Genomic DNA, 20,472 nt, shown 5'->3' with positions numbered 1-20,472 from the left:
GTTTTTTACACGTTCCGGAGGGTTGATCGATATCAGTTGCGCAGCACTCCGACATCCGATCGTTCGACTATTCAGGAGCACTATCATGACTCGCAGCCGTCTCATCCCAATCGCCCGCTCGCTCGCCGTCGCGGGCGCACTGTGTGCGCTCAGCGCGCCCGTCTTCGCAAGCGGGTACGGCCCTTCGCCTTACTACCAGCCAGGCGTCGGCGCTCCCGTTTCCCAGCGCGGCATCAGCGCACAAACGTTGGCCGCGGAACAGAAAACCGGCTATTCAATGAATGAAACGGACACTGCGGATGCCACGCAGCGTGACGTCGCGGACGCGATGCTGACCGCAGGCGACAAACACTAGCCGGTCTGCCCGATAGCGCGCGCCGCACTCGTGTCGACAGACACAGCGCGCAATGAAACGAAGGGCCGGCATGCACGTCATGCCGGCCCTTCGGTATGCAGCGAAACGGCGTTGTGCGTCAGCCGGTTCCCATGCGCGTCTGATCGACGAATTGCTCGGTCGCGTCGTCAATCTTCCGGCCCTTGCGGCCGACCGGACCGTGTATGTAGAGGGTCTTCGCACTGACGCGCGCCTCCACGCTTTCCGCATCGGGCGGCGGTGTCATTTCATAGCGCACTTCGCGTGCATGATCGGCAAGCTGCAAGCGCGGATCGAACACCGAGTTGAAACGCCACAGCATCCGCACGAAATTCGTCTGGCCGTGCAACAGGTGCTGGCATGCTTTTCCGAGCGCGCCGCGCAACGCAGCCCAACCGAGATGTTTGCGGTTGAGCACCTGCTGCGTGTTGACCAACTCCCGGTAAAACTCAGGCAATGGCAAACGGGTTGGCAACACCGCGTGCTGAATGTCGTACAGACGATAGTCGAGGCTCGTCAGCCGGCGGCGCTCTCGCAGCCAGATCTCGGTGCCCGGATAAGGCGTATTCACACTGATATTCACGATTTCTGGAATCTCGAGGCACCACTGCCGCACGGCTTCGAAGCGGTCGTGATCCCAGTCCGGGTCCGCAATCAGATTGATCGCAACCACGATGCCGAGCGAGCGCGCGAACTCGAGCGCCTCGAAGTTCTTGTCGATATCGATGCGCTTGCGAAATAATTCGAGCCCTTCGGCATCGATCGCTTCCATACCGATGAACATGTATTCGAGGCCGAGCTTGCGCCAGAACTTGAAGACCTCCTTGTTGCGCAACAGAACGTCGCCGCGCGTCTCGAGGTAGTAGCGCTTGCGGATGTTGCGCCGCTCGATTTCGCGGCCGATTTCCATGCCGTGATCCGCATGCACAAATGCTACGTCATCGACGATAAAGATACCCGGCTCGCGAATCGACTCGAGTTCGTCCGCGATCACTGCGGGGCTGCGCGATCGATACGTGCGTCCGTAGAACGTCCATGCACTGCAGAACGTGCAATCCCACGGGCAACCGCGCGCAAATTCGATCGACGCGCAGGGGTCCAGCACACCGATAAAGTATTTGCGCCGATGCCTTAACAGGTCGCGCGCAGGACGAATGTGATCGAGCGATTCGACAAAACCCGGCGGTGGCCCGGAACCGTCGCGCGTAACGACACCCGGCACGCGCAGCAGATCGCCGCGCTGTTGCACCGTGTCGAGCAGTTGCGCGACCGACGACTCGCCTTCGCCTTTGAGCACGCAATCGATCGCGCCTTCGGAATGGCGCAGCAGGTCCGGCGCGGTAAACGACACGCTATGGCCGCCGACAAACACGAAGCAGTTCGGCAGCGTCTTCTTGATCGCTTTGGACAGATCGATGATTTCGGGAATATTGGCGAGATAGTTGCCGGAGAAACAAATCATGTCCGGTCGCCAGTCGCGTAGCCAACGATCGAAGTCGCGATGCGTCTCGACCTGCAGGTCAAGCAGGCGCACATCGTGGCCCGCTTCGCGGATCACCGCCGCCACGGTTTCGAGACCCAGAGGCTCCAGACGCAGGAACACACGGGTGTACATCAAGCCACTGGGGTGAACCGCAAGTACTTTCATGCAAACTCCTCGCGGCCGCAACGGCACGCCAAGTGCAGCAGCGGTCATCTGCTGCCGGTTACGATGAAATTTCCTGCGCATAATCCGCTGCCCGTCATGCGGCGGTAGTGGATATTGGCGAGGGTCTGCTCCCCCGTCAGATCTCCTCGTCAGGACGATTCTACTGTCGAAGCGGGCAAGTCTGCGCTGAAGCGCACGCAAGCCCGGGTTGGAAACCGCTTGTATCCGGTCTGCAGCCGGCTGGTCGCGACTTGCCGCATGCGTAAGAGGCGGCACAGCTTCATGCTGCCGGCAGGCCGTACGGCACAGGCTGCCACCTTTATATCACCGGTAATCGGACTCGTCCGGAGCAGGTTTGTTCTTCAAAAGATGCACCGAGGCGCGTGGCGCGACGCAACGCGCTTAATCGAGGTCGCCCGTTTCCAGTTCGACCGACTGGCCGCCGTTGCGCTCCAGCACGCGCTGCGCGGCGGCCTCAATGCGTGGGCGATTCGCTTCGAATGACTGAATCAACTCATGGGAGGACGTACCTGTGTTGCCGAAATGATCGTTCAACGCATCCATCGAGATGCTGCACCACACTTCCTTGCCGCTCACCTTTGCTTCGAATGCGACGCGCGATGCCGCGACGACATGGCGCCGGCCGGTAAATTCAATCGTCATTTTGCTTTTCCTCGTGTGCCGAATCCATTCACGATGAAATCGTCGCGCAGCAAGGAACGCTCCCGCACGGTCAGCGGACGATGCTACGGCGCGGCAACATGCTCCGCGCGAGCGACACTGGACAGCCTATGCCGTTCGCTGAAGTCGCACAATAGCCGCTCTATAATCGGACTCGGGCGTGTCGAAGTGCGAGCCGCCAGCCGCCGGTTGCGTTGACGCCAGCGCCGCGATGCGCCCGCTATTCGTCCGCTTTTGCATCCGCTTTGTGTCATTTCCGCGCCTCACAGGATCGATCCCATGTATATCGCGATGAATCGCTTCAAGGTCACCCTCGGTTCCGAGGCCGCGTTCGAGCAGGTCTGGAAGAGCCGCGACTCGCATCTGGAACAGGTGCCCGGTTTTGTCGAATTTCACTTGCTGAAGGGTCCGCAAAAGGAGGACCACGTGCTGTATTCGAGCCACACGATCTGGGCAAGTCAGCAAGCATTCGAAGACTGGACGCGCTCCGACGCGTTTCGTGCAGCGCACCGCGACGCAGGCAACAATCGGCCGCTCTATCTTGGGCACCCGGAATTCGAGGGCTTCGAGGTCATTCAGACGATCGGCAAGTAGCGATGCGGGCGGGCACCGGCAGCCTGAGCGGGTTTTGCCCGCTTATGCCACCCGCTCGCGCGTTCCCGATCAGATCTTCCAATACGCATCGTCTGCGAACAGCGCCGCGTAGAAATCGAGGAACGCGCGCACCTTCGACGACACCGTCTTCTTCGGCGGATACACGGCCCAGACCGCCGGCTCGGCGCGTGAAGTCTGCGCTTCCCAGTCCGGCAGCAGCTGCACGAGTTGGCCTTGCCGCATCGCGTCGGTGACGCTCCATGCGGGCAGCAGCGCGATGCCACAGCCGGCGATCGCGAGTTCCAGCAGCGCGTCGGTATCGTTCGCGCGAATCCGGCCTTGCAGTTGCACCGCGACTTCATCATGCGCTTGCTGTCCTGAACGGCCTGCCGCCGCGCGTGTTGCGCTGGCGCTGCCGGTGCGTTTCACGAGTATCCATCGGTCGTCCGGGACAAGCGAAAAACGCAATGCGCTATGCGCGGCCAACTCGGCAGGCGCTTGCGGCGCGCGATAATGTGCGAGATACGCAGGGCTCGCGCAGATAATGCGTCGATGCTCGGCGAGCCGGCGCGCGACCAGTTGCGAATCGGGCAGCGCACCGATGCGAATCGCCAGATCGATGCGCGCTTCGATGATATTCAACGGTTCATCGGTGACCACCGCATCGACGTCGATATGCGGATAACGCTTGATGAATTCGGGCACGTGCGGAATCACATGGCGCCGTCCGAACGAAGCGGGCATCGTCACGCGCAGCACGCCTTTCGGCGACGCGTTGAGCGACGATGCCGACTGCCGCGCTTCATCGAGGCTTTGCATCGCGGCCAGTGCATGGCCGCGAAATACCTGTCCGCCTTCGGTCAGCACGAGCCCGCGCGTCGAGCGGTTGAAGAGCGCGATACCGAGATCGGCTTCGAGCTCGTTGATATGCCGCGACACCGTCGACGTCTTGATCTCCATTTGCGCGGCCGCCTTGCTGAAGCTGCCAAGTTCCGCCGCATGAAGAAAGGCACGCACTGCAGCAAAGTAATCCATGGAGATTGACCGGTAGCGGGAATAAGGAAAACATGAAACAGGCGCGACGCCGGACTCTGCCGCAACACCGGATACCTCGGATACCGCGCTCATCCGAACATAGCGTTGCGCGGCACGCGTGGCTACCCCTTTACCGCAAAGCAGATTCGCCGACGCGGCCCTTCTCATCAACGCGTGAGCCCCGCGCAGCAAGCGTGTCCGGCCCGTGAAACCGCGCGACATAGTTTTCTAACAGACTTCGCGGGACCGTCCTTCTATAGTTCGTTCCGTCGCCACGCAATGCAGCACCGGCAATACCGAGTGGCCCGAACTGACCGAACCGCGAAGGACTTTCCGTGAACATCTTATCGAACGTCGCTCCCGCCGACCGCGTTACGCCGGCCTCCACCGCAACGGTCAAGCGCTCGCGCCATGCCGTGCGTCACCTGGTCATGACGGCCGCGGCAGCCATGCTCGCGCTCGGCAGCGCGTCCGCATCGGCCGGCTGGGCGCACGGCGGCACCGCGTACACGTCGCACGGTACGTACAGCGGCGGGCACTACACGTCGTGCGGCGGCAGCAGCTGCTCGCATGCGGGTGGTGTGGTCGGCCCGTGGGGCGGCGTCGGCACCAATAGCGGCACCGTCACGCGCACCGCGCCGGGCCAGTTCTCGAACTCCGGCACGGCCGTCGGCCCGTGGGGCAACTCGGTTCAGCATTCCGGCAACACCAGCTGCGCGAGCGGCACTTGCTCGCACAACGGCACGATGACGGGTTCCAACGGCAACACGGCCACCACGTCGGGCAGCGTGACGCGCACGGCGCCGGGCCAGTATTCATCGTCGGGTACGGTCACCGGATCGAACGGCAACACGACCACCCATTCCGCGTCGACGAATTGCGCAGGCAATTCGTGCTACCGGTCGGGCACCGTGACCGGTAACGATGGCGGCACTGTCACGCATGCGGGCAGCGCAACGCGCGTATCGACCGGCACTGTCGTCACGACGGGCACGGTGACCGGCACGCACGGCACGACAGTCACGACGAGCGGCTCGGTGACCACCGTCGGTGCGACGGTTGCGGTGGGCAGCGCGCCGGTGGTTGTAGCGCCTGCGCCTGCTGTCTACGCGCCGCCGCCTGCTGTTTATGTGCCGCCGCCCGCGCCCGCTGTCGTGGTGACGCCGCCGCCCCCGCCGAAGACGGTTTATGTCGCGCCTGCACCGAAGACCGTCTACGTTGCGCCGCCTCCGCCGCCGAAAGCTGTCGTGTATGTCGCGCCGGCCCCGGTTGTATATGTCGCCCCGAAGCCGCGGCCCGTGGTGTGGGTGCCGGGTCACTGGGTTGGCCGCGTGTGGATTCCGGCTCACTGGGCGTGAGCGGCGAATGGGGCGAAACGGAGGAACGCCAGCAAAACGCGACACGCCTGGAAGCAGGACGCAACAGCGGCGCGGGCCGGAACCGGATCCCACCGGTTCCGGCCCGCGCCGTTCGAACCAGACGGATGCCTAAATATTGTCGTTAGGCTGCAACGCCGGCTGCGCCCGAAACCGCATGCAGTAGACCAGAAACCGCCCGGCGAAAATGCCCGCGACGATGCCCGAAATCAGCCCATCGAGCACCACGTAGCCCGAATCGGTCGGCACCGGCGCCGACACCGCGAGTTCAACGCCAAGCCAGAACTTCGACGCGAACGTCACAAGAATCAGGATCAACGGCACCGCCGAGCCCGCCAGCGTGACAGTCTTGTGCTCACGGTCAACGCTGAAGCGGCTTTTACGCGCAATCCACGCGCCGACGATCAACCCGGCGCCCGCGCCGAGCACCCACGCACATGCCGCCTGCCAGCCGGCGGCCGGTTCCTTGACGAGATGCACGATGCCCCAGACGGCAAACACCACCGGCACGGTCGCGAGCTTGCCGAGCGGCACCGTGCCGCCCTTGAGCGCGCTGATGCCGCGCGACAGCAGATAGACCAGCAGAATCCACACCCAAACGGGCGTACCGCGCACGATCTGTTCGAAGGACATAGTCATCTCCGGCAAGCGTCGCGACGACGCCACGAGATTATGCCGCTGACGCCCGCGTGCACTGCAAGGCCGCGCCGAACGAAACGCTGTACCGCACGCATCACACGTGCGTCGCGCGAACGACTATAATCGGCCTTGACACGTAACCAAATGGTTGCCTATTATCGACATGGACGACGACGCTGTTTTCCGCGCTCTGGCCGACGCGAGCCGCCGCCTGCTGCTCGACCGGCTGCATCAACGCAACGGCCAGACGCTGGTGCAGTTGTGCGAGGGGCTCGACATGACCCGCCAGGCTGTCGCGAAACACCTGACGCTGCTCGAGCACGCGAATCTCGTGTCGACGCAGCGCCAGGGTCGCGAGAAGCTGCATTTCCTGAATCCGGTGCCCATCAACGAAATTGCGGAGCGCTGGATCGGCAAGTTCGAGCGCCCGCGTCTCGCGGCGTTGTCCGATCTGAGGCAGGAACTCGAGCGCCCGGAGGGCGACTCCACCCGTTGACGCGCGCCCGCGCCACAGCGCCGCCGCCGCGCCCGGCCGTGCAATGCGATACAGCGAGGGCTACCATGAAAGGAAGCGACACGTTCGTGTATGTGACGTATATCCGCTCGTCGGCGGAGAAAATCTGGGCGGCGCTGACCAGCCCCGATTTCCAGCGGCAATACTGGTTCGACATGCATTGCGAGTCAGACTGGCAGGCCGGTTCGTCGTGGCGCATGGTGTTTCCGGACGGGCGCGTCGCCGATACGGGAGAAATCGTCGAAAGTACACCGCCGAAGCGGCTCGTCATCCGCTGGCACAACGAGTTCAGGCCCGAGCTCAAGGCCGAGGGCCCATCACTATGCGTGATGGAAATCGAACCGGTTGGCGACGCGTCGAAACTGACGATCACCCATTCCATCGACAAAGAAGATTCGAACTTTATCCGCGCGGTATCGGGCGGCTGGCCGCGCATCCTGTCGAACCTCAAGTCGCTGCTGGAGACAGGCCATGTCGTACTCCCTACGAAGGACGTCTGAGCGCACACGTCCCGTCACGCTGGCCGCAGCCGTTGTGCTCGCGGCCATTGCTCCCGGTCTGGCCGCCGCACCGATCCACATCGCATCCGCAACCTATGGCGAAGCGTGTGGCGCGCGCGCCGGCAATCTGACGCGCGACGCCGCGTCGTACTGCGACAACCGCGATACATGCGCGTATGTCGTGCCCGATGTGGCCGACGCGGCGCCAGCCGCCTGTCACCAGAAAGGCTTCGTGATGGAATGGCAGTGCGGCAACGCGGAGTCGCACGTCGCGCGCGTCAACGGCGATGCCGGCAACGGCAGCACGCTGGTGATCAGTTGCGTGATGTATGGAGGCGCGGGGCATTGACTGCCGCGACGCGCGGTAGAGGAGGGGCCCGATATGCGCGCCCGCCTGTCACGCTTTGTCGAACAGATCGGCGCACACTTGCGCGCCTTGCGCGGTGAGCGCCGCGGAACCTGTGCCGTCAGGCCGCGTTTCGACATCGACGAGACTCGCGGACGACAACTCGGTCAATAATCGCCGCAGCGTGCTCATCGGCAACTGCGTGCGCTTGCTGAGCTTCGCAAGCGACCATGGCTTGTCCGGCGATTCCTGACGCGCGCCCCAAAGCTCGCCAAGCACGACGACGAGCTGTACCTGCGGGTCGCTCATATCCGGCGCATCGCCGTGCTCTTGCGGCGTTTGCGGCGTTTGCGGCGTTTGCGGCGTTTGCGGCGTTTGCGCATCGTCTCGGTTCGAAGTCATCGTTGCCTCGTATCCAATGCGTGAACTGCGGGGTGAACTGCAGTGTGGGCTGCGCTCACGGCGCTACCGGTCTTCACCGCGCGTTCCTCGCGCGTTGCCCAATCACGCCGCCGACCTCATACACGACGCAATCAGTTTGCCCAGCGTAATCACCGCCTTCTCGACCCGCTCATCCCAAGGGTAGCTGTAATTGAGCCGGATAAAGTTCCGATAGCTGGGCGTGGTCGAGAACATATAGCCGGGCCCCACCGTAATGCCGTTCTCGAGCGCCCGTTGGTAAACCTGCATCGAATCGACCTCGTCCGGCATCTCGACCCACAGCACGTAACCGCCGACCGGCTCCGACATCTTCGTGCCTTCAGGAAAGAAGCGCTTGACCATCGCCTTCATCAGATTCGCCTGCTGCGCGTACGCTTTGCGCAGCTTGCGCAAGTGATGGTCGTAGCTATCGTTCTTCAGATACTCGGCAATCGCGAGCTGCGGAATCGACGGCGTGGTCAGCGTATTGAGGAACTTAAGCTTTTCCACCTGCTCGCGGTATCGCCCGGTAATAGCCCAACCGATCCGGTACATCGCCGACAGGCTTTTTGAAAACGACGCGCAATGCAACACGAGGCCCTTTTCGTCGAAGGACTTCAGCGACGTCGGATGCGAGCTGCCGTAGTACAGCTCGTGATACACGTCGTTTTCGATGGCCGGCACGTCGTAGCGCGCGAGCAGTTCGACCAGCTCGCGCTTCTTTTCATCCGGCATCTGAAAGCCCAGCGGATTCTGGAAATTCGGCATCACCATGCACGCGCCGATCCGCTGGGTTTCGAGAATATGCGCGAGCGCGCCGAGATCGATGCCTTCGCGCGGATGCGTGGCAACCTCGATCGCGCGCATCCCCATCCGCTCGATCGCATGCAGCATCGCGTAGAAAGTCGGCGACTCGACCGCGATCACGTCGCCCGGTTTGGCGACGGCCTGCAGACACAGATTGATCGCCTCGGTCGCGCCAACGGTAATCACGATCTCGTTCGGATCAATCGACAGCCCGTTCTCCAGATAGCGTTTCGCGATCTGGCCGATCAACGGCCGCGCGCCGGGCGGTAGCTCTTCCGAGCCGTGCCACAAGCCCGGACGCCGCGCGATCGCATTCGCGTACTGGTTGATCCGCTGATACGGAAACGCGGACGGGTCCGGATACGGCGAACCGAGCGGCACTGCTTCGTCGCTGCGAATCGAACGCAGCGTAGACAGCACGAGGCGGCTCACATCCACCGACGCGGAAATCGCCAGCGGCCTTGTCGGCGCAAGCTCGGCGGCGACGGCCGGCCCCTGCGGGCGCACTACATGGCCGGATTGCGGGCGGCTTTCGATCACGCCGCGGCTTTCAAGCAGCGCGTAAGCGCGTAGCACGGTGGTAATGCTCAAACGGTGATGCTGGCTCGTGCGGCGCACCGAAGGGATCTTCTCGCCGGGCCGGTATACGCCCTGCGTGACGAGTGCCTCGATGTCGTCGGCAAGCTTCTCATACAGTTTCAACGCCCTTCCCCCCGGTTACGGACGCTCCCCGCTCGCCGGAAGCGGCGCAGATCGGGGCAAATAGCCGCATTGTGCCACCGCTTGCGCCCCGCCTGCCGGTGCTGTGTTTCTTTTTGGTGCGGCGCGAAGCCAAACTGTGCTCTTTCCTGATCGTCGATTGTGTGTCTGCCCGCTAGACCGGCGCGCCCCTACCATGGGTGTCATGAATGCAGTGCGTCGTGCGCATGCAAAGCGGCACCGGCAACTCGAGCCGGCACGACGGTCACTGCCGAATGCATCCTGGAGTGAAGCGTCGTGGAAGAAACGAAAACGCAAGGCCGCATCGAGCCATACAAACACGCGGCCGCCGGCTGGGGCGCGCTCAAATACGTCGCGCTGAACCTGATCAAGGAAAAGGTCGCGGGCACGAACTACCGGACGCTGTTCCGCCAGAATCAGCCGGATGGATTCGACTGTCCAGGCTGCGCATGGCCCGATCGCGAGAAGGCATCGACGTTCGAATTCTGCGAAAACGGCGTCAAGGCCGTGGCGGCCGAAGCAACCGGCAAGCGTGTAACGCCCGAGTTCTTCGACGCGCACACGGTTGCCCAACTGATGGAGCAGGACGACTACACACTCGAACAGCACGGCCGCCTGACCGACCCGGTGGTGTATGACGCCGCATCGGACAAGTACAAGCCAATCGGCTGGGATGACGCCTATCAGCTGATCGCCCACCATCTGAACCGGCTCGACGACCCGAACCAGGCCGCGTTTTACACGTCGGGCCGCACCAGCAACGAAGCGGCGTTTCTGTATCAGTTGTTCGTGCGGATGTACGGCACCAACAACTTCCCCGATTGCTCGAACATGTGCCATGAGGCAACCAGCCGCGGCTTGCCGGTTACGGTCGGTGTCGGCAAAGGCACAGTGACGCTCGACGATTTCGAGCATGCGGATACGATCCTCGTGTTCGGCCAGAACCCGGCCACCAACCATCCGCGCATGCTCGGCGAACTGCGCGAATGCGCGAAACGCGGCGCGACGATCGTGTCGATCAACCCGCTGCGCGAGCGCGGCCTCGAGCGCTTTGCGAGCCCGCAGCATCCGGTTGAAATGCTGACCGGCGGCAGCACGAAAATCGCGTCGACGTTTATCCGGCCGAAGCTCGGCGGTGATTTCGCGCTGCTGAAAGGCGTCGGCAAACGTCTGATCGAGATGGACGACGCCGCGCAGGCGGATGGTGCCGAACGCGTGCTCGACGCCGAATTCATCGAAACGCACACTTCGAACTTCGCCGCGTTCGCCAACGACCTGCGTGACGAATCATGGGACCTGCTGGTCGAGGAATCGGGCGTGCCGTTCGAGGACATCGACACGCTCACGCAGATCTACGCGAAAGGCCGCCGCGTGATTTCATGCTGGGGCATGGGCCTCACGCAGCACAAGCATTCGGTCGCGACCATCCATATGTTGTCGAATGTGATGATGATGCGCGGCAATATCGGCCGTGAAGGCGCGGGGCTGTGCCCGGTGCGCGGCCACTCGAACGTGCAGGGCAACCGCACGGTCGGCATCGAAGACAAGCCGACCCAGGCGTTCCTCGACAAGCTCGGCAACGCATTCGACTTCGAACCGCCGCGCGAGCACGGCCTCGACGTCGTCGAGACCATCGCGGAGATGATCGAAGGCAAGGTCAAGGTGCTGATCGGTCTGGGCGGCAATTTCTCGATTGCGACACCGGACACGCCGCGCACGTGGGAAGCGCTGCGCACCTGCGACCTGACGGTGCACATTACGACCAAGCTGAACCGTAGCCACCTCGTGCACGGCAAGGACGCGCTAATCCTGCCGACGCTCGGCCGCACCGAGATCGACATTCAAGGCGGCTATTCGCAAGGCGTGACGGTCGAAGATTCGATGTCGATGGTGCACGTGTCGTACGGGATGAACATTCCGGCGTCGAAGAACCTGCAGTCGGAAACCGCGATTGTCGCGGGCATCGCGGATGCGACGCTCGGCAGCAAGAAGGTGCCGTGGCGCTGGTATGCGGAAGACTACGCGCGCATTCGCGATGCGGTTGAAAAAAGCATTGACGGCTTCGACGGCTACAACGAGCGCATTACGCACCCCGGCGGCTTCCGCTTGCCTATCGCGTCGAGCGAGCGGATCTGGCTCACGCCGACCGGCAAGGCACAGTTCGTCGTGCACCCGATCGCACGCGATACGCCGATTAAACGCGCGCGCGAACTGCACGGCGACCGCGTGATGACACTGATGACGACGCGCTCTCACGACCAATACAACACGACCATCTACGCGCTCGACGACCGCTATCGCGGTGTGTACGGCCAGCGGCGCGTGGTGTTCGCCAACGCGGAAGATCTGAAGGCGCTGGGCCTCGCGGCTGGCGAATGGGTCGATATGGAAACGGTCTGGGACGACGGCATCGAGCGCCGCGCAGACCGCTTCCTGCTGGTCGAATACGACATTCCGCGCGGCTGCCTTGGCGCGTATTACCCGGAAACCAATCCGCTCGTGCCGTTGCATAGCGTCGGCGATATCTGCAATACGCCGACATCGAAGTCGATTCCGGTGCTGTTGCATCGGCACGCGGCGTAGAATCCCGGCTGCATCGCTGCCGCGCAGCAAACCGATGCACGCACAACCTTACACGCGCCGCTTCGATTAGAGGCGGCGCGTAATCTTCGCGCCGCCCATCGTGATCGTCAGACCGCAGGAAAACTGGTTTCGCATGCTGTTCATCTGGAACGGCTCAGTCTTACAGTCGATTATTCCGCAGCTGATGTTTGTCGCGCTTGTCGACATCGTCGCCGTAACAACCCACGGCAGTATCTTCGGCGAGAAAGTGCCGCTAAACGCGACGCCGTTCACGCTCGTCGGCGTCGCGCTGACCATCTTCCTCGCGTTTCGCAACAATGCTTCATATAGCCGCTATTGGGAAGCGCGCCAATTGTGGGGCGAGGTGATGACCGCGGGCCGCGTGCTCGCATCGCAAGTGTCCGCCTACGTGCCCGCGGACGCGCATTTCGAGCGGCGCGGTTTCATCCACAAGCTGATCGCTTTCACGTATGTGATGAAACATCAGCTGCGCGGAACCGAACCGTTTGAGGATATCGCGCGCTACGTGCCGCCGCAGCGCAGCGCGGCGTTGCTGCAAACCCATTTCCGGCCGGTCTCGTTGCTGACAGACCTGCGTGGCGCGCTCGCCGAACGGCACACAAGCGGCGCGATCTCGAGCCAGCAGTTGATGATGCTGGACAATCAGATCAACCATCTGACGGCCGCCGTGACCGGCTGCGAGCGTATCGCGTCGACGCCGATTCCGTACCCGTATGGCGTGCTGCTACACCGGACGGTCTACGCGTATTGTCTGTTGTTGCCATTCGGTCTCGTCGATTCGATCGGCGTCGCGACACCGATCATCTCTTTGTTCGTCGCGTACACGCTGATCGCGCTGGAAGCGATCGCGAGCGAGGTGGCCGAACCGTTCGGCAAACTGCCGAACAGCCTGCCGCTCGATGCATTGACGCGCAACTTCGAACGGTCGCTGCTCGAGCAGTGCGGCGAAGCGATGCCGGCGGAGCTGACGGTCGGACCCGGATACCAGTTGACATAGCGACGCACTGCGTACGCGTGCTGCGCGTGCGTCACCCCGCCCTTGCCGGCGTTCGCGTAATCTGATCGATCAGGCTTTTGACCGCCGGCGCACGCTCGAACCGGCGAAACACGGCCGCGACTTCCGACGCGATCGGCTCGCCGGCAATCTCCTTGAACACGACGTTCGGCAACGCGACCGCTTGCGTCAGCACGTTCGGCACGATCGCGACGCCTACACCCAGCGACACTTCGGTCAGCACCGCAACAAGGCCTCCGGGCGCGCTGCCAATCACCGGCGTGAAGCGGCCGCGTCGCCCGACTTCGAGCGTGCCCTCGCGCTGTTCCGGCACGACGAAGGTCTCGCCGGCAAACACCCTCGATTTGAGCGGCGACTCCACCTGCGCAAGCGGATGCTCGGCCGGTAGCGCCGCGCAAAAGCGATCGCGGAACAACACGTGCGTGCGCAACGAATCCGGCAGATCGACCGGCATCCGGACGAACGCGATATCGACGCGTCCGTCTTCGACCAGCGCGGGCAATTCGCCCATCGGAAACTCGCGCGCATCGATCAGCACCTGTGGCCGCGCCTCGCGAAACGTACGCACAGGATGCTGCAGCACGCCGCTGAACGCGGCGGAACCGACGAAACCCAGATTGACACGCCCCAGTTCCCCGCGGCCCGCGCGGCGGCCGGTATTGAGCGCGCGCTCGAACTGCTCGAGCGCAGCGCGCGCTTCGATCAGAAACGCTTCGCCGGCCTGCGTCAGCGCGACCGATCGCCTCGTACGGCTGAACAGCTGCGCATCGAGCGCGCTTTCGATCTGCTGGATTTGCACGGTCAACGTGGGTGGCGCAATACCAAGCAGGTCGGCCGCCCGGCCAAAGTGCAGCTGTTCGGCAACGGCGATGAAGTAACGCAAGTGTCTTAGCTCCACAGCCTCCCTCACCGAATTCCATTAGGCAAAAACTAATTATATTGGCAAACGCCAATAATGAAGTTAACAGCGGAAGCTGGTTGAATGTGACCTGTGCCGCCGCGCGCCTCGCGGCATTCACGTCTTCGACTACGCGCTTGCATTCCGCGAGCGCAGCACCCAAGGTCCCCGATGAGTTCCATTTCCGCCGCGCAGACGACGACGTCTCGCAATACCCCGCTGCTGCTGACCGCTTCGTTCGGCTGTGCGATGACCGTGCTCGACACGAATGTGGTCGGCATTGTGCTGCCGACCATCGCGCGAGACCTCAACGCGTCGTTCGCGGACATCGAGTGGGTGATCAGCGCGTACGTGTTGTGCTTTGCGTCGCTGCTGCTGCCGGCCGGCTCGATCGCCGACCGGTTTGGGCGTAAGCGCGTATTTCTCGCCGGCATTGCGCTGTTCGCGCTCGCGTCGCTCGCGTGCGGAATGGCGCCGACCGCCCAGGCGCTCTACGTCGCGCGCGCGCTGCAAGGCGTCGGCGCCGCGTTTCAGCTCGCACCCGCACTTGCGATCATCGGCCACGCGTTTCACGGCGAAAGCGAACGCGCACGCGCATGGGCCATCTGGGGCGGCATTATGGGGCTGACGATGGTCGTGTCGCCGCTGATCGGCGGTGTGGTCAATGCGTATCTCGGCTGGCGCTGGGCCTTCAATATCAATGTGCCGATTTGCGCGGCGCTCGCCGTCGCGGTGTTGAAGATCGTCGACGAATCGCGCGACCCGACGCCGCGCACGGTCGACTTCCCGGGCATCGTCCTGTTTGCGTCCGCGATGTTCGCACTCACATGGGCGCTGATTCTTGGCCCGGACCACGGCTGGACCAGCGCAACGGTGCTGCTGCGCGCGTTCGCGGGCGTATGTCTGTTCGCGCTGTTCGCCGCCGTCGAGCGCCGCCGTGCGCTTCCGATGCTCGATCTCACGCTGTTTCGCGCGTGGCCGTTTGTCGGCGCGATCGTCGCGATGTTCGCGTATGCGGCTTGCGCGCAGGTGATGGCGTCGTTGCTGCCACTGTTTCTGCAGAACGCGCGCGGCGAAAGCGCGCTCGACGCGGGCGTCGGCATGCTGCCGTTCGCGCTCGCGATGCTGTTTCTGCCGATGGTCGGCCGCCGGCTCGGCCACTATCTCGCGTCGTATCAGATTCTCACGCTCGGACTCGTTGTGGTCTGTGTCGGCAGCGCGATCATGAGCGTGGCCGCGCGCTCGGGCAGTTTCACTGTGCTGTTGACCGGCATGGCGGTGCTCGGCAGCGGCGGTGGTCTGCTCAATGGCGAAACGCAAAAGGCGATCATGGGCACCGTGCCACGCGATCGCGCGGGCATGGCGTCCGGCATCAGCACGACCTCGCGCTTCTCAGGCATCCTGCTCGGTTTTTCGGGGCTCGGCGCGGTACTGGCGGTCAGCGTGCGCGAAGCGGTGCGGCGCAACCTGATCGACGCGCATGTACCGATTGCACCGGGCTTCGTCGACCGGATCGTCGCAGGCGACTTCGAACGTGCAACACAGTTGTATCCGCAAGCAGTAGTGCAAAACGTCACTCAGCTTGCGCGAGCCGGCTATGGCGCGGGTTTCGGCAACGCGTTCGTCGCAGCGTCAGCGGTCGCGCTGACTGCCGCGGTAATCGTCTTCTGCTCGATGCGGCGCGGCGCGCGATAATGTCGTACGCGCATTCGCGCGTTCACGACGGCAATCGCGATGACAAGATACGAACAACTCGCCAATACGATGGCCGCGCAGATCCGTTCCGGGAGTCTCGCGGTCGGCGCACGCATGCCATCGCTGCGTCAGATCATCGCGCAGCACGGCGTAAGCCAGTCGACCGTGTTTCGCGCGTACTACCTGCTCGAGGAATGGGGCTTGATCCGCGCGCAGGAGCGCTCTGGCTACTATGTCGCGCGAGGCGCGGCCGTCGCCCGCGACTCCGCGCGCCCGCCAGTCAAAACACCCGCCGAACCGGCCAAGGTCGACATCAGCAATCTCGTCTTCTCGGTGCTCGAAGCCGCCAAACATCCGGACATCGTGCCGCTGGGCTCCGCGTTTCCGTCGCCGATGCTGTTTCCGCTGCAGCGTCTCGCGAAGTCGCTTGGGCAATCCGCGCGGTTTGTGAACCCATGGAATACCGTCGCCGACCTGCCGCCCGGCAATGAAACGTTGCGCAGCCAGATCGCTTTGCGCTACCTCGGCATGGGCATCGCGCAACCGATCGACGAAATCGTTGTCACGAACGGCGCGCTCGAAGCGCTGAACCTGTGCCTGATGGCGGTGACTCGGCCAGGCGATGTCGTCGCGATCGAATCGCCCGGTTTCTATGCGGCGTTGCAGGCGATCGAACGGCTCGACCTGCGGGCCTGCGAAATTCCCGTTGACCCACGCACCGGACTCGACCTCGACGCACTCGCGCACACGCTGCAAATCTATCCGGTTCGCGCGTGCTGGTTGATGACCAATTTCCAGAATCCGACCGGCGTCACGCTGTCGATCGAGAAAAAGAAGGTGCTGGTCGAATTGCTCGCGCGGCACGACGTGCCGCTGATCGAAGACGACGTGTACGGCGAACTGCATTTCGACGCCGACTATCCACTGCCGGCACGCGCGTTCGACAAACGCGGCATGGTGATGCACTGCAGTTCGTTCTCCAAGACGCTCGCGCCCGGCTACCGGGTCGGCTGGGTCGCAGCAGGCAAGTTCGCGGACAAGGTGCAAAAGCTCAAGCTGATGACCACGCTGTCATCCAGTATTCCGGCGCAGGCCGGACTTGCCGACTACCTGCAGCACGGCGGCTATGACCGGCATTTGCGCAAGCTGCGCTCGGCGTTGATTGCACAGCTGGCCGATATGGATGCCGCGATCCGTCGCTGGATGCCGGCCGGCGTGAAGTGGTCGCGTCCCGAAGGCGGATACTTCATATGGCTCGAGTTTCCGGACCCCATCGATGCGATGGAACTGCACCGTCTCGCGATCGAGCACGGTATCAGTGTTGCGCCGGGACCGATGTTTTCCGCGGCTCGCGCATTTGCAAATTGCGTGCGGCTCAATTTCGGCCATCCGTGGAATGCGAAAATCGACGACGCACTGCGTGTGCTGGGCCAACTGGTGCGCCGTACGGTATCGCCCGCGCAACGCTGAGGGGCGTTGCTTTATCGTCAAGGGCTGGAAGCGGTTGCAAAGGTATTTGTCGAATCGATCGACAGGTAACGCAAACGCGTATTTCACAAAACCCGGTTCATTCAATTGCGACGATGGAGCGGGGGCAAAGCCGGCCCCCGTCTCCTTCACGCATGTTCATCGATCAACCGCCAACGTAAGGATCGCAGAAGCTGACCGGGCCGACACATTGGTTTGCGGGATGATTACGGTTTGCCATGCGCGAACCACTTGCACTGGAACCCGCCATGCTGCCGCCAACGCTATTCGTCGACGCGTTTTGCGCCCATATCTTCGCTTCAGCAGCCTGAATATCGGCCGGATAATTCACGTTTTCACCATTTGAAGGATCGTAGCCGGCATGCTCGACTTGCGCGAGCTCCGCGTTCACTTGTGCACGCGTAATCGGGCTTTGTGCGAACGACAAAGCAGGAGCCGCAATCGCGCTGGCAGCCAGCGTCAGATAGATAAGCGTCTTCATGGTTCGATTCCTTGATTGGCCAAAGGGATTTCGTGAACCGGAAGCGTTATGCATCAGCTACCGAAGTAGATATTGCAGAAGCTCACCGGACCAACACACGTCTGGGGCTTGCTGGACGTGCTGCCAGGCATCGCGATGCGATGGCCGCTCTGGCTCGTACCCGACATCGCCGGGCCTTCGCCGCTATCCGCGTGTTGCGCTTTCAGGCGCGCGACCTGATTCTCGAAGATCGGCGCAACGTCGGGATACGACGTATTGGATACGAAGCGCGATCCATTGTTTTCAGCCTGAATCAGTTCCTGACGCACTTCCGCACGCGTCGTTTCCTGCGCAAAGGCGTTGGTAAAAACCGTTGTCGAAGCAAGAACGGCAGCGGACATCGTGAGCATCGCAAGCATCTTCATCTTAGACTCCATCGGTGATAGTGGGGGGCTTGTTCAACGTTGCCCACATCAGTGTGAACATCGCGATCACGGCCACTATTCCGGCGTCCGAAAATTATTTGCGTATCACCGCTTTCTGTTGTCTCTTTCCCTGTCTGCCGGCCCTTTTCGGAAGCATATTCGTGATCGACCAACGGGTATTTCCGTGCGATTTAAAAAAAACCCATGCAATCCCTTTCTATTGCGGAATAAACGCGACGCGCTACTGTTTCTGAATGGGAATTTAAGCGTCGCTTTATATTTATAAATGGGACAACTGCTCGATGGTGGTATCGAGCAATGCGCGCAGGCGCGCGAGCCGCCGTAGATCGCGGTGGAAGCCCAGCCATACGTCGCGGCCGGGCGGCGATTCGCCGAGGTCGACGCGTACGAGTCCACGTGTCGTGTCACCGAGCGGACATGGCAGCACCGCCACGCCGCCGCCTTCGGCGCACATGCGCGCCTGCGCACCACGATTGTTGCTACTAAAGCCGATGTGCGCATGCGGCAGCATCTGCTTGATCCACACAACATCGGGTAGCGTGCCGAATTCGGCGTCCATGCTGATTATCCGGCTGCCGCGTCCATCGCCAGCTCGCGGCATTTCGAGTCCGCGTTGCGCGTAGAGCGCGTAGTCGACGTGCATGAGCTTGCGCTGGATCACGTCCGGCTCGTCGAATGGAGTGATACGAAAGGCAAGGTCCGCTTCACGGCGCGCGAGGCTATAGCGGCGAGATGCGGTCACCAGTTCGACCGTGACTTGCGGGTGCTTCGCACCGAAGCGCGCGAACACGGGTGTCAATACATGCACGCCGAACCAGTCCGACGAGGACACGCGCAATACGCCTGTCAGTTCTTTTTCTTCGCCCGCCAGCGTGCGCGTGAAGCCAAGCGCTTCTTCCTCCATCCGTTCGGCGTAGCTCAACACCGCGTTGCCCTCATCGGTCAGTACAAAGCCATCGGGCGTGCGTTGGAACAATGCGTGGCCCACTGCCTCTTCCAGTGCGCGCAAGCGCCGCCCCATCGTCGGCTGAGTCTGCCCAACCGTGCGCGCGGCAGCGCCAAGCGTGCCGTTACGGGCGATCGCCAGAAAGATACGTACGTCGCCCCATTCGAACGCGAAGTCATTCATTTTCGTTTGAGCACCATGCGAAAACGTCGATTTACATTCATTCAAGCATAGGCGACGATGCGTCTATTCGCTGGCTCATCAAGGAAACGGTCATGTCCATGCAGGCACTCGTACTGAATCGTCACAACGGTCCGCTTGAATGGACCCGCTTGCCGAAGCCCGCACCCGCCACCGGACAAGTGCTGGTGCGCATTGCGGCAAGTGGCTTGAACCCGCTCGACGCAAAAATTCGCGCAGGACAGGCCGCGCATGCAAAGCATCCTTTACCGCTTGTGTTGGGCATCGACCTCGCCGGTACCGTCGAATCCGTGGGGCCCGGTGTCACCGCGTTCAATGTGGGAGATCAGGTATTCGGAATGACTGGCGGCGTCGGCGGCATTCAAGGGTCGCTCGCGCAATACGCGGCCGTGGACGCACGCCTGATTGCGCTGAAGCCGCGGAGTCTGTCGTTTCATGATGCTGCCGCGCTGCCGCTCGCATTCATCACCGCGTGGTCGGGCATCGTCGATCGCGCCCATCTGCAAGCCGCGCAGAACGTGCTCGTGCAAGGCGGCGCGGGAGGTGTCGGTCACCTCGCGGTGCAGCTCGCGGTCGCGATTGGCGCGACCGTCTTCGCTACCGCAAGCGCGCGCGATCTCGACTACGTTGCGCAATTGGGGGCTACGCCGATCGACTATCGCACGCAGACGGTCGACCAGTATGTTGCGTCCTGCACCGCGGGTGCGGGCTTCGACGTGGTCGTCGATACGGTCGGCGGCGCGACGCTCGACGCGTCGTTCGCCGCTGTCAAACATTTCGGGCACGTGGTCAGCGCGCTCGGCTGGGGCACACACGCGCTCGCGCCATTGTCGTTTCGCGAAGCGACCTACTCGGGCGTGTTCACGCTGCACCCGTTATTAAGCGGACAACATCGCTCGCATCACGGTGAGATGCTTCGCGAAGCGGCGCGTCTCGTCGACAGCGGCAAACTGATGCCGCGCGTCGATCCGCGCCGCTTCGATCCCGCTTCGGCCGAATACGCGTACCAGGCACTCTCCGACGGCAGCGCACGCGGCAAGCTGGTCGTCGATATCGGCTGACAGCG

Annotated in this window: 21 protein-coding genes; 11 read left to right on the top strand and 10 right to left on the bottom strand. The window is 62.7% G+C overall.

The window, feature by feature from the left end:
- Positions 1-85 precede the first annotated feature (85 nt).
- On the top strand, positions 86-355 hold the full coding sequence (locus tag BX592_RS08745; RefSeq protein ID WP_134191261.1) for a hypothetical protein: 270 nt from the start codon (positions 86-88) through the stop codon (positions 353-355).
- Between the two features lie 118 nt (positions 356-473).
- Here the strand turns inward: BX592_RS08745 and hpnR are convergent, their stop codons facing one another.
- Positions 474-2,021: a hopanoid C-3 methylase HpnR gene (hpnR, locus tag BX592_RS08740; RefSeq protein ID WP_134191260.1), complete on the bottom strand. Its 1,548-nt coding sequence runs from the start codon at positions 2,019-2,021 to the stop codon at positions 474-476.
- A gap of 402 nt (positions 2,022-2,423) precedes the next feature.
- On the bottom strand, positions 2,424-2,684 hold the full coding sequence (locus tag BX592_RS08735; RefSeq protein ID WP_134191259.1) for a DUF1488 family protein: 261 nt from the start codon (positions 2,682-2,684) through the stop codon (positions 2,424-2,426).
- A gap of 297 nt (positions 2,685-2,981) precedes the next feature.
- Between BX592_RS08735 and hmuQ the strand changes: the two genes are divergently transcribed.
- Positions 2,982-3,296: a heme-degrading protein HmuQ gene (gene hmuQ / locus BX592_RS08730; protein WP_134191258.1), complete on the top strand. Its 315-nt coding sequence runs from the start codon at positions 2,982-2,984 to the stop codon at positions 3,294-3,296.
- A gap of 69 nt (positions 3,297-3,365) precedes the next feature.
- Here the strand turns inward: hmuQ and BX592_RS08725 are convergent, their stop codons facing one another.
- On the bottom strand, positions 3,366-4,331 hold the full coding sequence (locus BX592_RS08725; RefSeq protein ID WP_134191257.1) for a LysR family transcriptional regulator: 966 nt from the start codon (positions 4,329-4,331) through the stop codon (positions 3,366-3,368).
- A gap of 431 nt (positions 4,332-4,762) precedes the next feature.
- On the opposite strand from BX592_RS08725, the gene BX592_RS08720 reads away from it, so the two are divergent.
- On the top strand, positions 4,763-5,689 hold the full coding sequence (locus BX592_RS08720; protein ID WP_243849431.1) for a hypothetical protein: 927 nt from the start codon (positions 4,763-4,765) through the stop codon (positions 5,687-5,689).
- A gap of 129 nt (positions 5,690-5,818) precedes the next feature.
- On the opposite strand, the gene BX592_RS08715 is transcribed toward BX592_RS08720, so the two are convergent.
- Positions 5,819-6,340 (bottom strand): DUF6622 family protein, encoded by a 522-nt coding sequence (locus BX592_RS08715; RefSeq protein ID WP_134191255.1) that lies wholly within the window; start codon positions 6,338-6,340, stop codon positions 5,819-5,821.
- 169 nt (positions 6,341-6,509) lie between these two features.
- On the opposite strand from BX592_RS08715, the gene BX592_RS08710 reads away from it, so the two are divergent.
- The 3 genes from BX592_RS08710 (at position 6,510) to BX592_RS08700 (ending at position 7,709) form a co-directional block, all read left to right on the top strand.
- A complete protein-coding gene (locus BX592_RS08710; protein WP_134191254.1) occupies positions 6,510-6,842 on the top strand; it encodes an ArsR/SmtB family transcription factor in 333 nt (110 codons plus the stop codon).
- A gap of 65 nt (positions 6,843-6,907) precedes the next feature.
- On the top strand, positions 6,908-7,360 hold the full coding sequence (locus BX592_RS08705) for an SRPBCC family protein (protein ID WP_134191253.1): 453 nt from the start codon (positions 6,908-6,910) through the stop codon (positions 7,358-7,360).
- Positions 7,332-7,709, top strand: coding sequence for a hypothetical protein (locus tag BX592_RS08700; RefSeq protein WP_243849407.1), 378 nt, complete (start codon positions 7,332-7,334; stop codon positions 7,707-7,709). Before BX592_RS08705 ends, BX592_RS08700 begins: the two co-directional genes overlap by 29 nt.
- 48 nt (positions 7,710-7,757) lie before the next feature.
- Here BX592_RS08700 and BX592_RS08695 read toward each other — a convergent pair whose 3' ends face one another.
- A complete protein-coding gene (locus tag BX592_RS08695; protein ID WP_341803766.1) occupies positions 7,758-8,108 on the bottom strand; it encodes an ArsR family transcriptional regulator in 351 nt (116 codons plus the stop codon).
- Positions 8,109-8,210: 102 nt separating this feature from the next.
- Positions 8,211-9,635: an aminotransferase-like domain-containing protein gene (locus BX592_RS08690; RefSeq protein WP_134191252.1), complete on the bottom strand. Its 1,425-nt coding sequence runs from the start codon at positions 9,633-9,635 to the stop codon at positions 8,211-8,213.
- A gap of 294 nt (positions 9,636-9,929) precedes the next feature.
- Here BX592_RS08690 and BX592_RS08685 point away from each other — a divergent pair, with 294 nt between their 5' ends.
- Together BX592_RS08685 and BX592_RS08680 are read left to right on the top strand one after the other, a co-directional pair.
- Positions 9,930-12,236, top strand: a complete 2,307-nt coding sequence (locus BX592_RS08685; protein WP_134191251.1) for an FdhF/YdeP family oxidoreductase — start codon at positions 9,930-9,932, stop codon at positions 12,234-12,236.
- Positions 12,237-12,336: 100 nt separating this feature from the next.
- Positions 12,337-13,254: a bestrophin family protein gene (locus BX592_RS08680; RefSeq protein ID WP_134191250.1), complete on the top strand. Its 918-nt coding sequence runs from the start codon at positions 12,337-12,339 to the stop codon at positions 13,252-13,254.
- A 31-nt stretch (positions 13,255-13,285) separates the two neighbouring features.
- Here the strand turns inward: BX592_RS08680 and BX592_RS08675 are convergent, their stop codons facing one another.
- The gene (locus BX592_RS08675; RefSeq protein ID WP_134191249.1) at positions 13,286-14,170 is read right to left on the bottom strand and encodes a LysR family transcriptional regulator; all 885 of its coding nucleotides are present in this window, start codon (positions 14,168-14,170) and stop codon (positions 13,286-13,288) included.
- Between the two features lie 171 nt (positions 14,171-14,341).
- On the opposite strand from BX592_RS08675, the gene BX592_RS08670 reads away from it, so the two are divergent.
- Both BX592_RS08670 and BX592_RS08665 read left to right on the top strand, forming a co-directional pair.
- Positions 14,342-15,865, top strand: a complete 1,524-nt coding sequence (locus tag BX592_RS08670) for an MFS transporter (protein ID WP_134191248.1) — start codon at positions 14,342-14,344, stop codon at positions 15,863-15,865.
- Positions 15,866-15,904: 39 nt separating this feature from the next.
- Positions 15,905-17,335 (top strand): aminotransferase-like domain-containing protein, encoded by a 1,431-nt coding sequence (locus BX592_RS08665; protein ID WP_134191247.1) that lies wholly within the window; start codon positions 15,905-15,907, stop codon positions 17,333-17,335.
- A 163-nt stretch (positions 17,336-17,498) separates the two neighbouring features.
- On the opposite strand, the gene BX592_RS08660 is transcribed toward BX592_RS08665, so the two are convergent.
- The 3 genes from BX592_RS08660 to BX592_RS08650 form a co-directional block, all read right to left on the bottom strand.
- On the bottom strand, positions 17,499-17,834 hold the full coding sequence (locus BX592_RS08660; protein ID WP_134191246.1) for a DUF4148 domain-containing protein: 336 nt from the start codon (positions 17,832-17,834) through the stop codon (positions 17,499-17,501).
- A gap of 53 nt (positions 17,835-17,887) precedes the next feature.
- On the bottom strand, positions 17,888-18,238 hold the full coding sequence (locus BX592_RS08655; RefSeq protein ID WP_134191245.1) for a DUF4148 domain-containing protein: 351 nt from the start codon (positions 18,236-18,238) through the stop codon (positions 17,888-17,890).
- 280 nt (positions 18,239-18,518) lie between these two features.
- Positions 18,519-19,388 carry a LysR family transcriptional regulator gene (locus tag BX592_RS08650; protein ID WP_134191244.1) on the bottom strand — a complete coding sequence of 290 codons (870 nt, stop codon included), beginning with the start codon at positions 19,386-19,388 and terminating at the stop codon, positions 18,519-18,521.
- Positions 19,389-19,480: 92 nt separating this feature from the next.
- On the opposite strand from BX592_RS08650, the gene BX592_RS08645 reads away from it, so the two are divergent.
- Positions 19,481-20,467 carry a zinc-dependent alcohol dehydrogenase family protein gene (locus tag BX592_RS08645; RefSeq protein ID WP_134191243.1) on the top strand — a complete coding sequence of 329 codons (987 nt, stop codon included), beginning with the start codon at positions 19,481-19,483 and terminating at the stop codon, positions 20,465-20,467.
- Positions 20,468-20,472 lie beyond the last annotated feature (5 nt).

Source organism: Paraburkholderia rhizosphaerae (assembly GCF_004366595.1).
GTDB lineage: Bacteria > Pseudomonadota > Gammaproteobacteria > Burkholderiales > Burkholderiaceae > Paraburkholderia > Paraburkholderia rhizosphaerae.
This window is presented reverse-complemented; position numbering and strand designations above follow the sequence as displayed.

Excerpts from the sequence above, each read along its gene's own strand:
- BX592_RS08745 (WP_134191261.1), top strand. The coding sequence starts at position 86 with ATGACTCGCAGCCGTCTCATCCCAATCGCCCGCTCGCTCGCCGTCGCG.
- hpnR (WP_134191260.1), bottom strand. The coding sequence starts at position 2,021 with ATGAAAGTACTTGCGGTTCACCCCAGTGGCTTGATGTACACCCGTGTG.
- BX592_RS08735 (WP_134191259.1), bottom strand. The coding sequence starts at position 2,684 with ATGACGATTGAATTTACCGGCCGGCGCCATGTCGTCGCGGCATCGCGC.
- hmuQ (WP_134191258.1), top strand. The coding sequence starts at position 2,982 with ATGTATATCGCGATGAATCGCTTCAAGGTCACCCTCGGTTCCGAGGCC.
- BX592_RS08725 (WP_134191257.1), bottom strand. The coding sequence starts at position 4,331 with ATGGATTACTTTGCTGCAGTGCGTGCCTTTCTTCATGCGGCGGAACTT.
- BX592_RS08720 (WP_243849431.1), top strand. The coding sequence starts at position 4,763 with ATGACGGCCGCGGCAGCCATGCTCGCGCTCGGCAGCGCGTCCGCATCG.
- BX592_RS08715 (WP_134191255.1), bottom strand. The coding sequence starts at position 6,340 with ATGTCCTTCGAACAGATCGTGCGCGGTACGCCCGTTTGGGTGTGGATT.
- BX592_RS08710 (WP_134191254.1), top strand. The coding sequence starts at position 6,510 with ATGGACGACGACGCTGTTTTCCGCGCTCTGGCCGACGCGAGCCGCCGC.
- BX592_RS08705 (WP_134191253.1), top strand. The coding sequence starts at position 6,908 with ATGAAAGGAAGCGACACGTTCGTGTATGTGACGTATATCCGCTCGTCG.
- BX592_RS08700 (WP_243849407.1), top strand. The coding sequence starts at position 7,332 with ATGTCGTACTCCCTACGAAGGACGTCTGAGCGCACACGTCCCGTCACG.
- BX592_RS08695 (WP_341803766.1), bottom strand. The coding sequence starts at position 8,108 with ATGACTTCGAACCGAGACGATGCGCAAACGCCGCAAACGCCGCAAACG.
- BX592_RS08670 (WP_134191248.1), top strand. The coding sequence starts at position 14,342 with ATGAGTTCCATTTCCGCCGCGCAGACGACGACGTCTCGCAATACCCCG.
- BX592_RS08665 (WP_134191247.1), top strand. The coding sequence starts at position 15,905 with ATGACAAGATACGAACAACTCGCCAATACGATGGCCGCGCAGATCCGT.
- BX592_RS08660 (WP_134191246.1), bottom strand. The coding sequence starts at position 17,834 with ATGAAGACGCTTATCTATCTGACGCTGGCTGCCAGCGCGATTGCGGCT.
- BX592_RS08655 (WP_134191245.1), bottom strand. The coding sequence starts at position 18,238 with ATGAAGATGCTTGCGATGCTCACGATGTCCGCTGCCGTTCTTGCTTCG.
- BX592_RS08650 (WP_134191244.1), bottom strand. The coding sequence starts at position 19,388 with ATGAATGACTTCGCGTTCGAATGGGGCGACGTACGTATCTTTCTGGCG.
- BX592_RS08645 (WP_134191243.1), top strand. The coding sequence starts at position 19,481 with ATGTCCATGCAGGCACTCGTACTGAATCGTCACAACGGTCCGCTTGAA.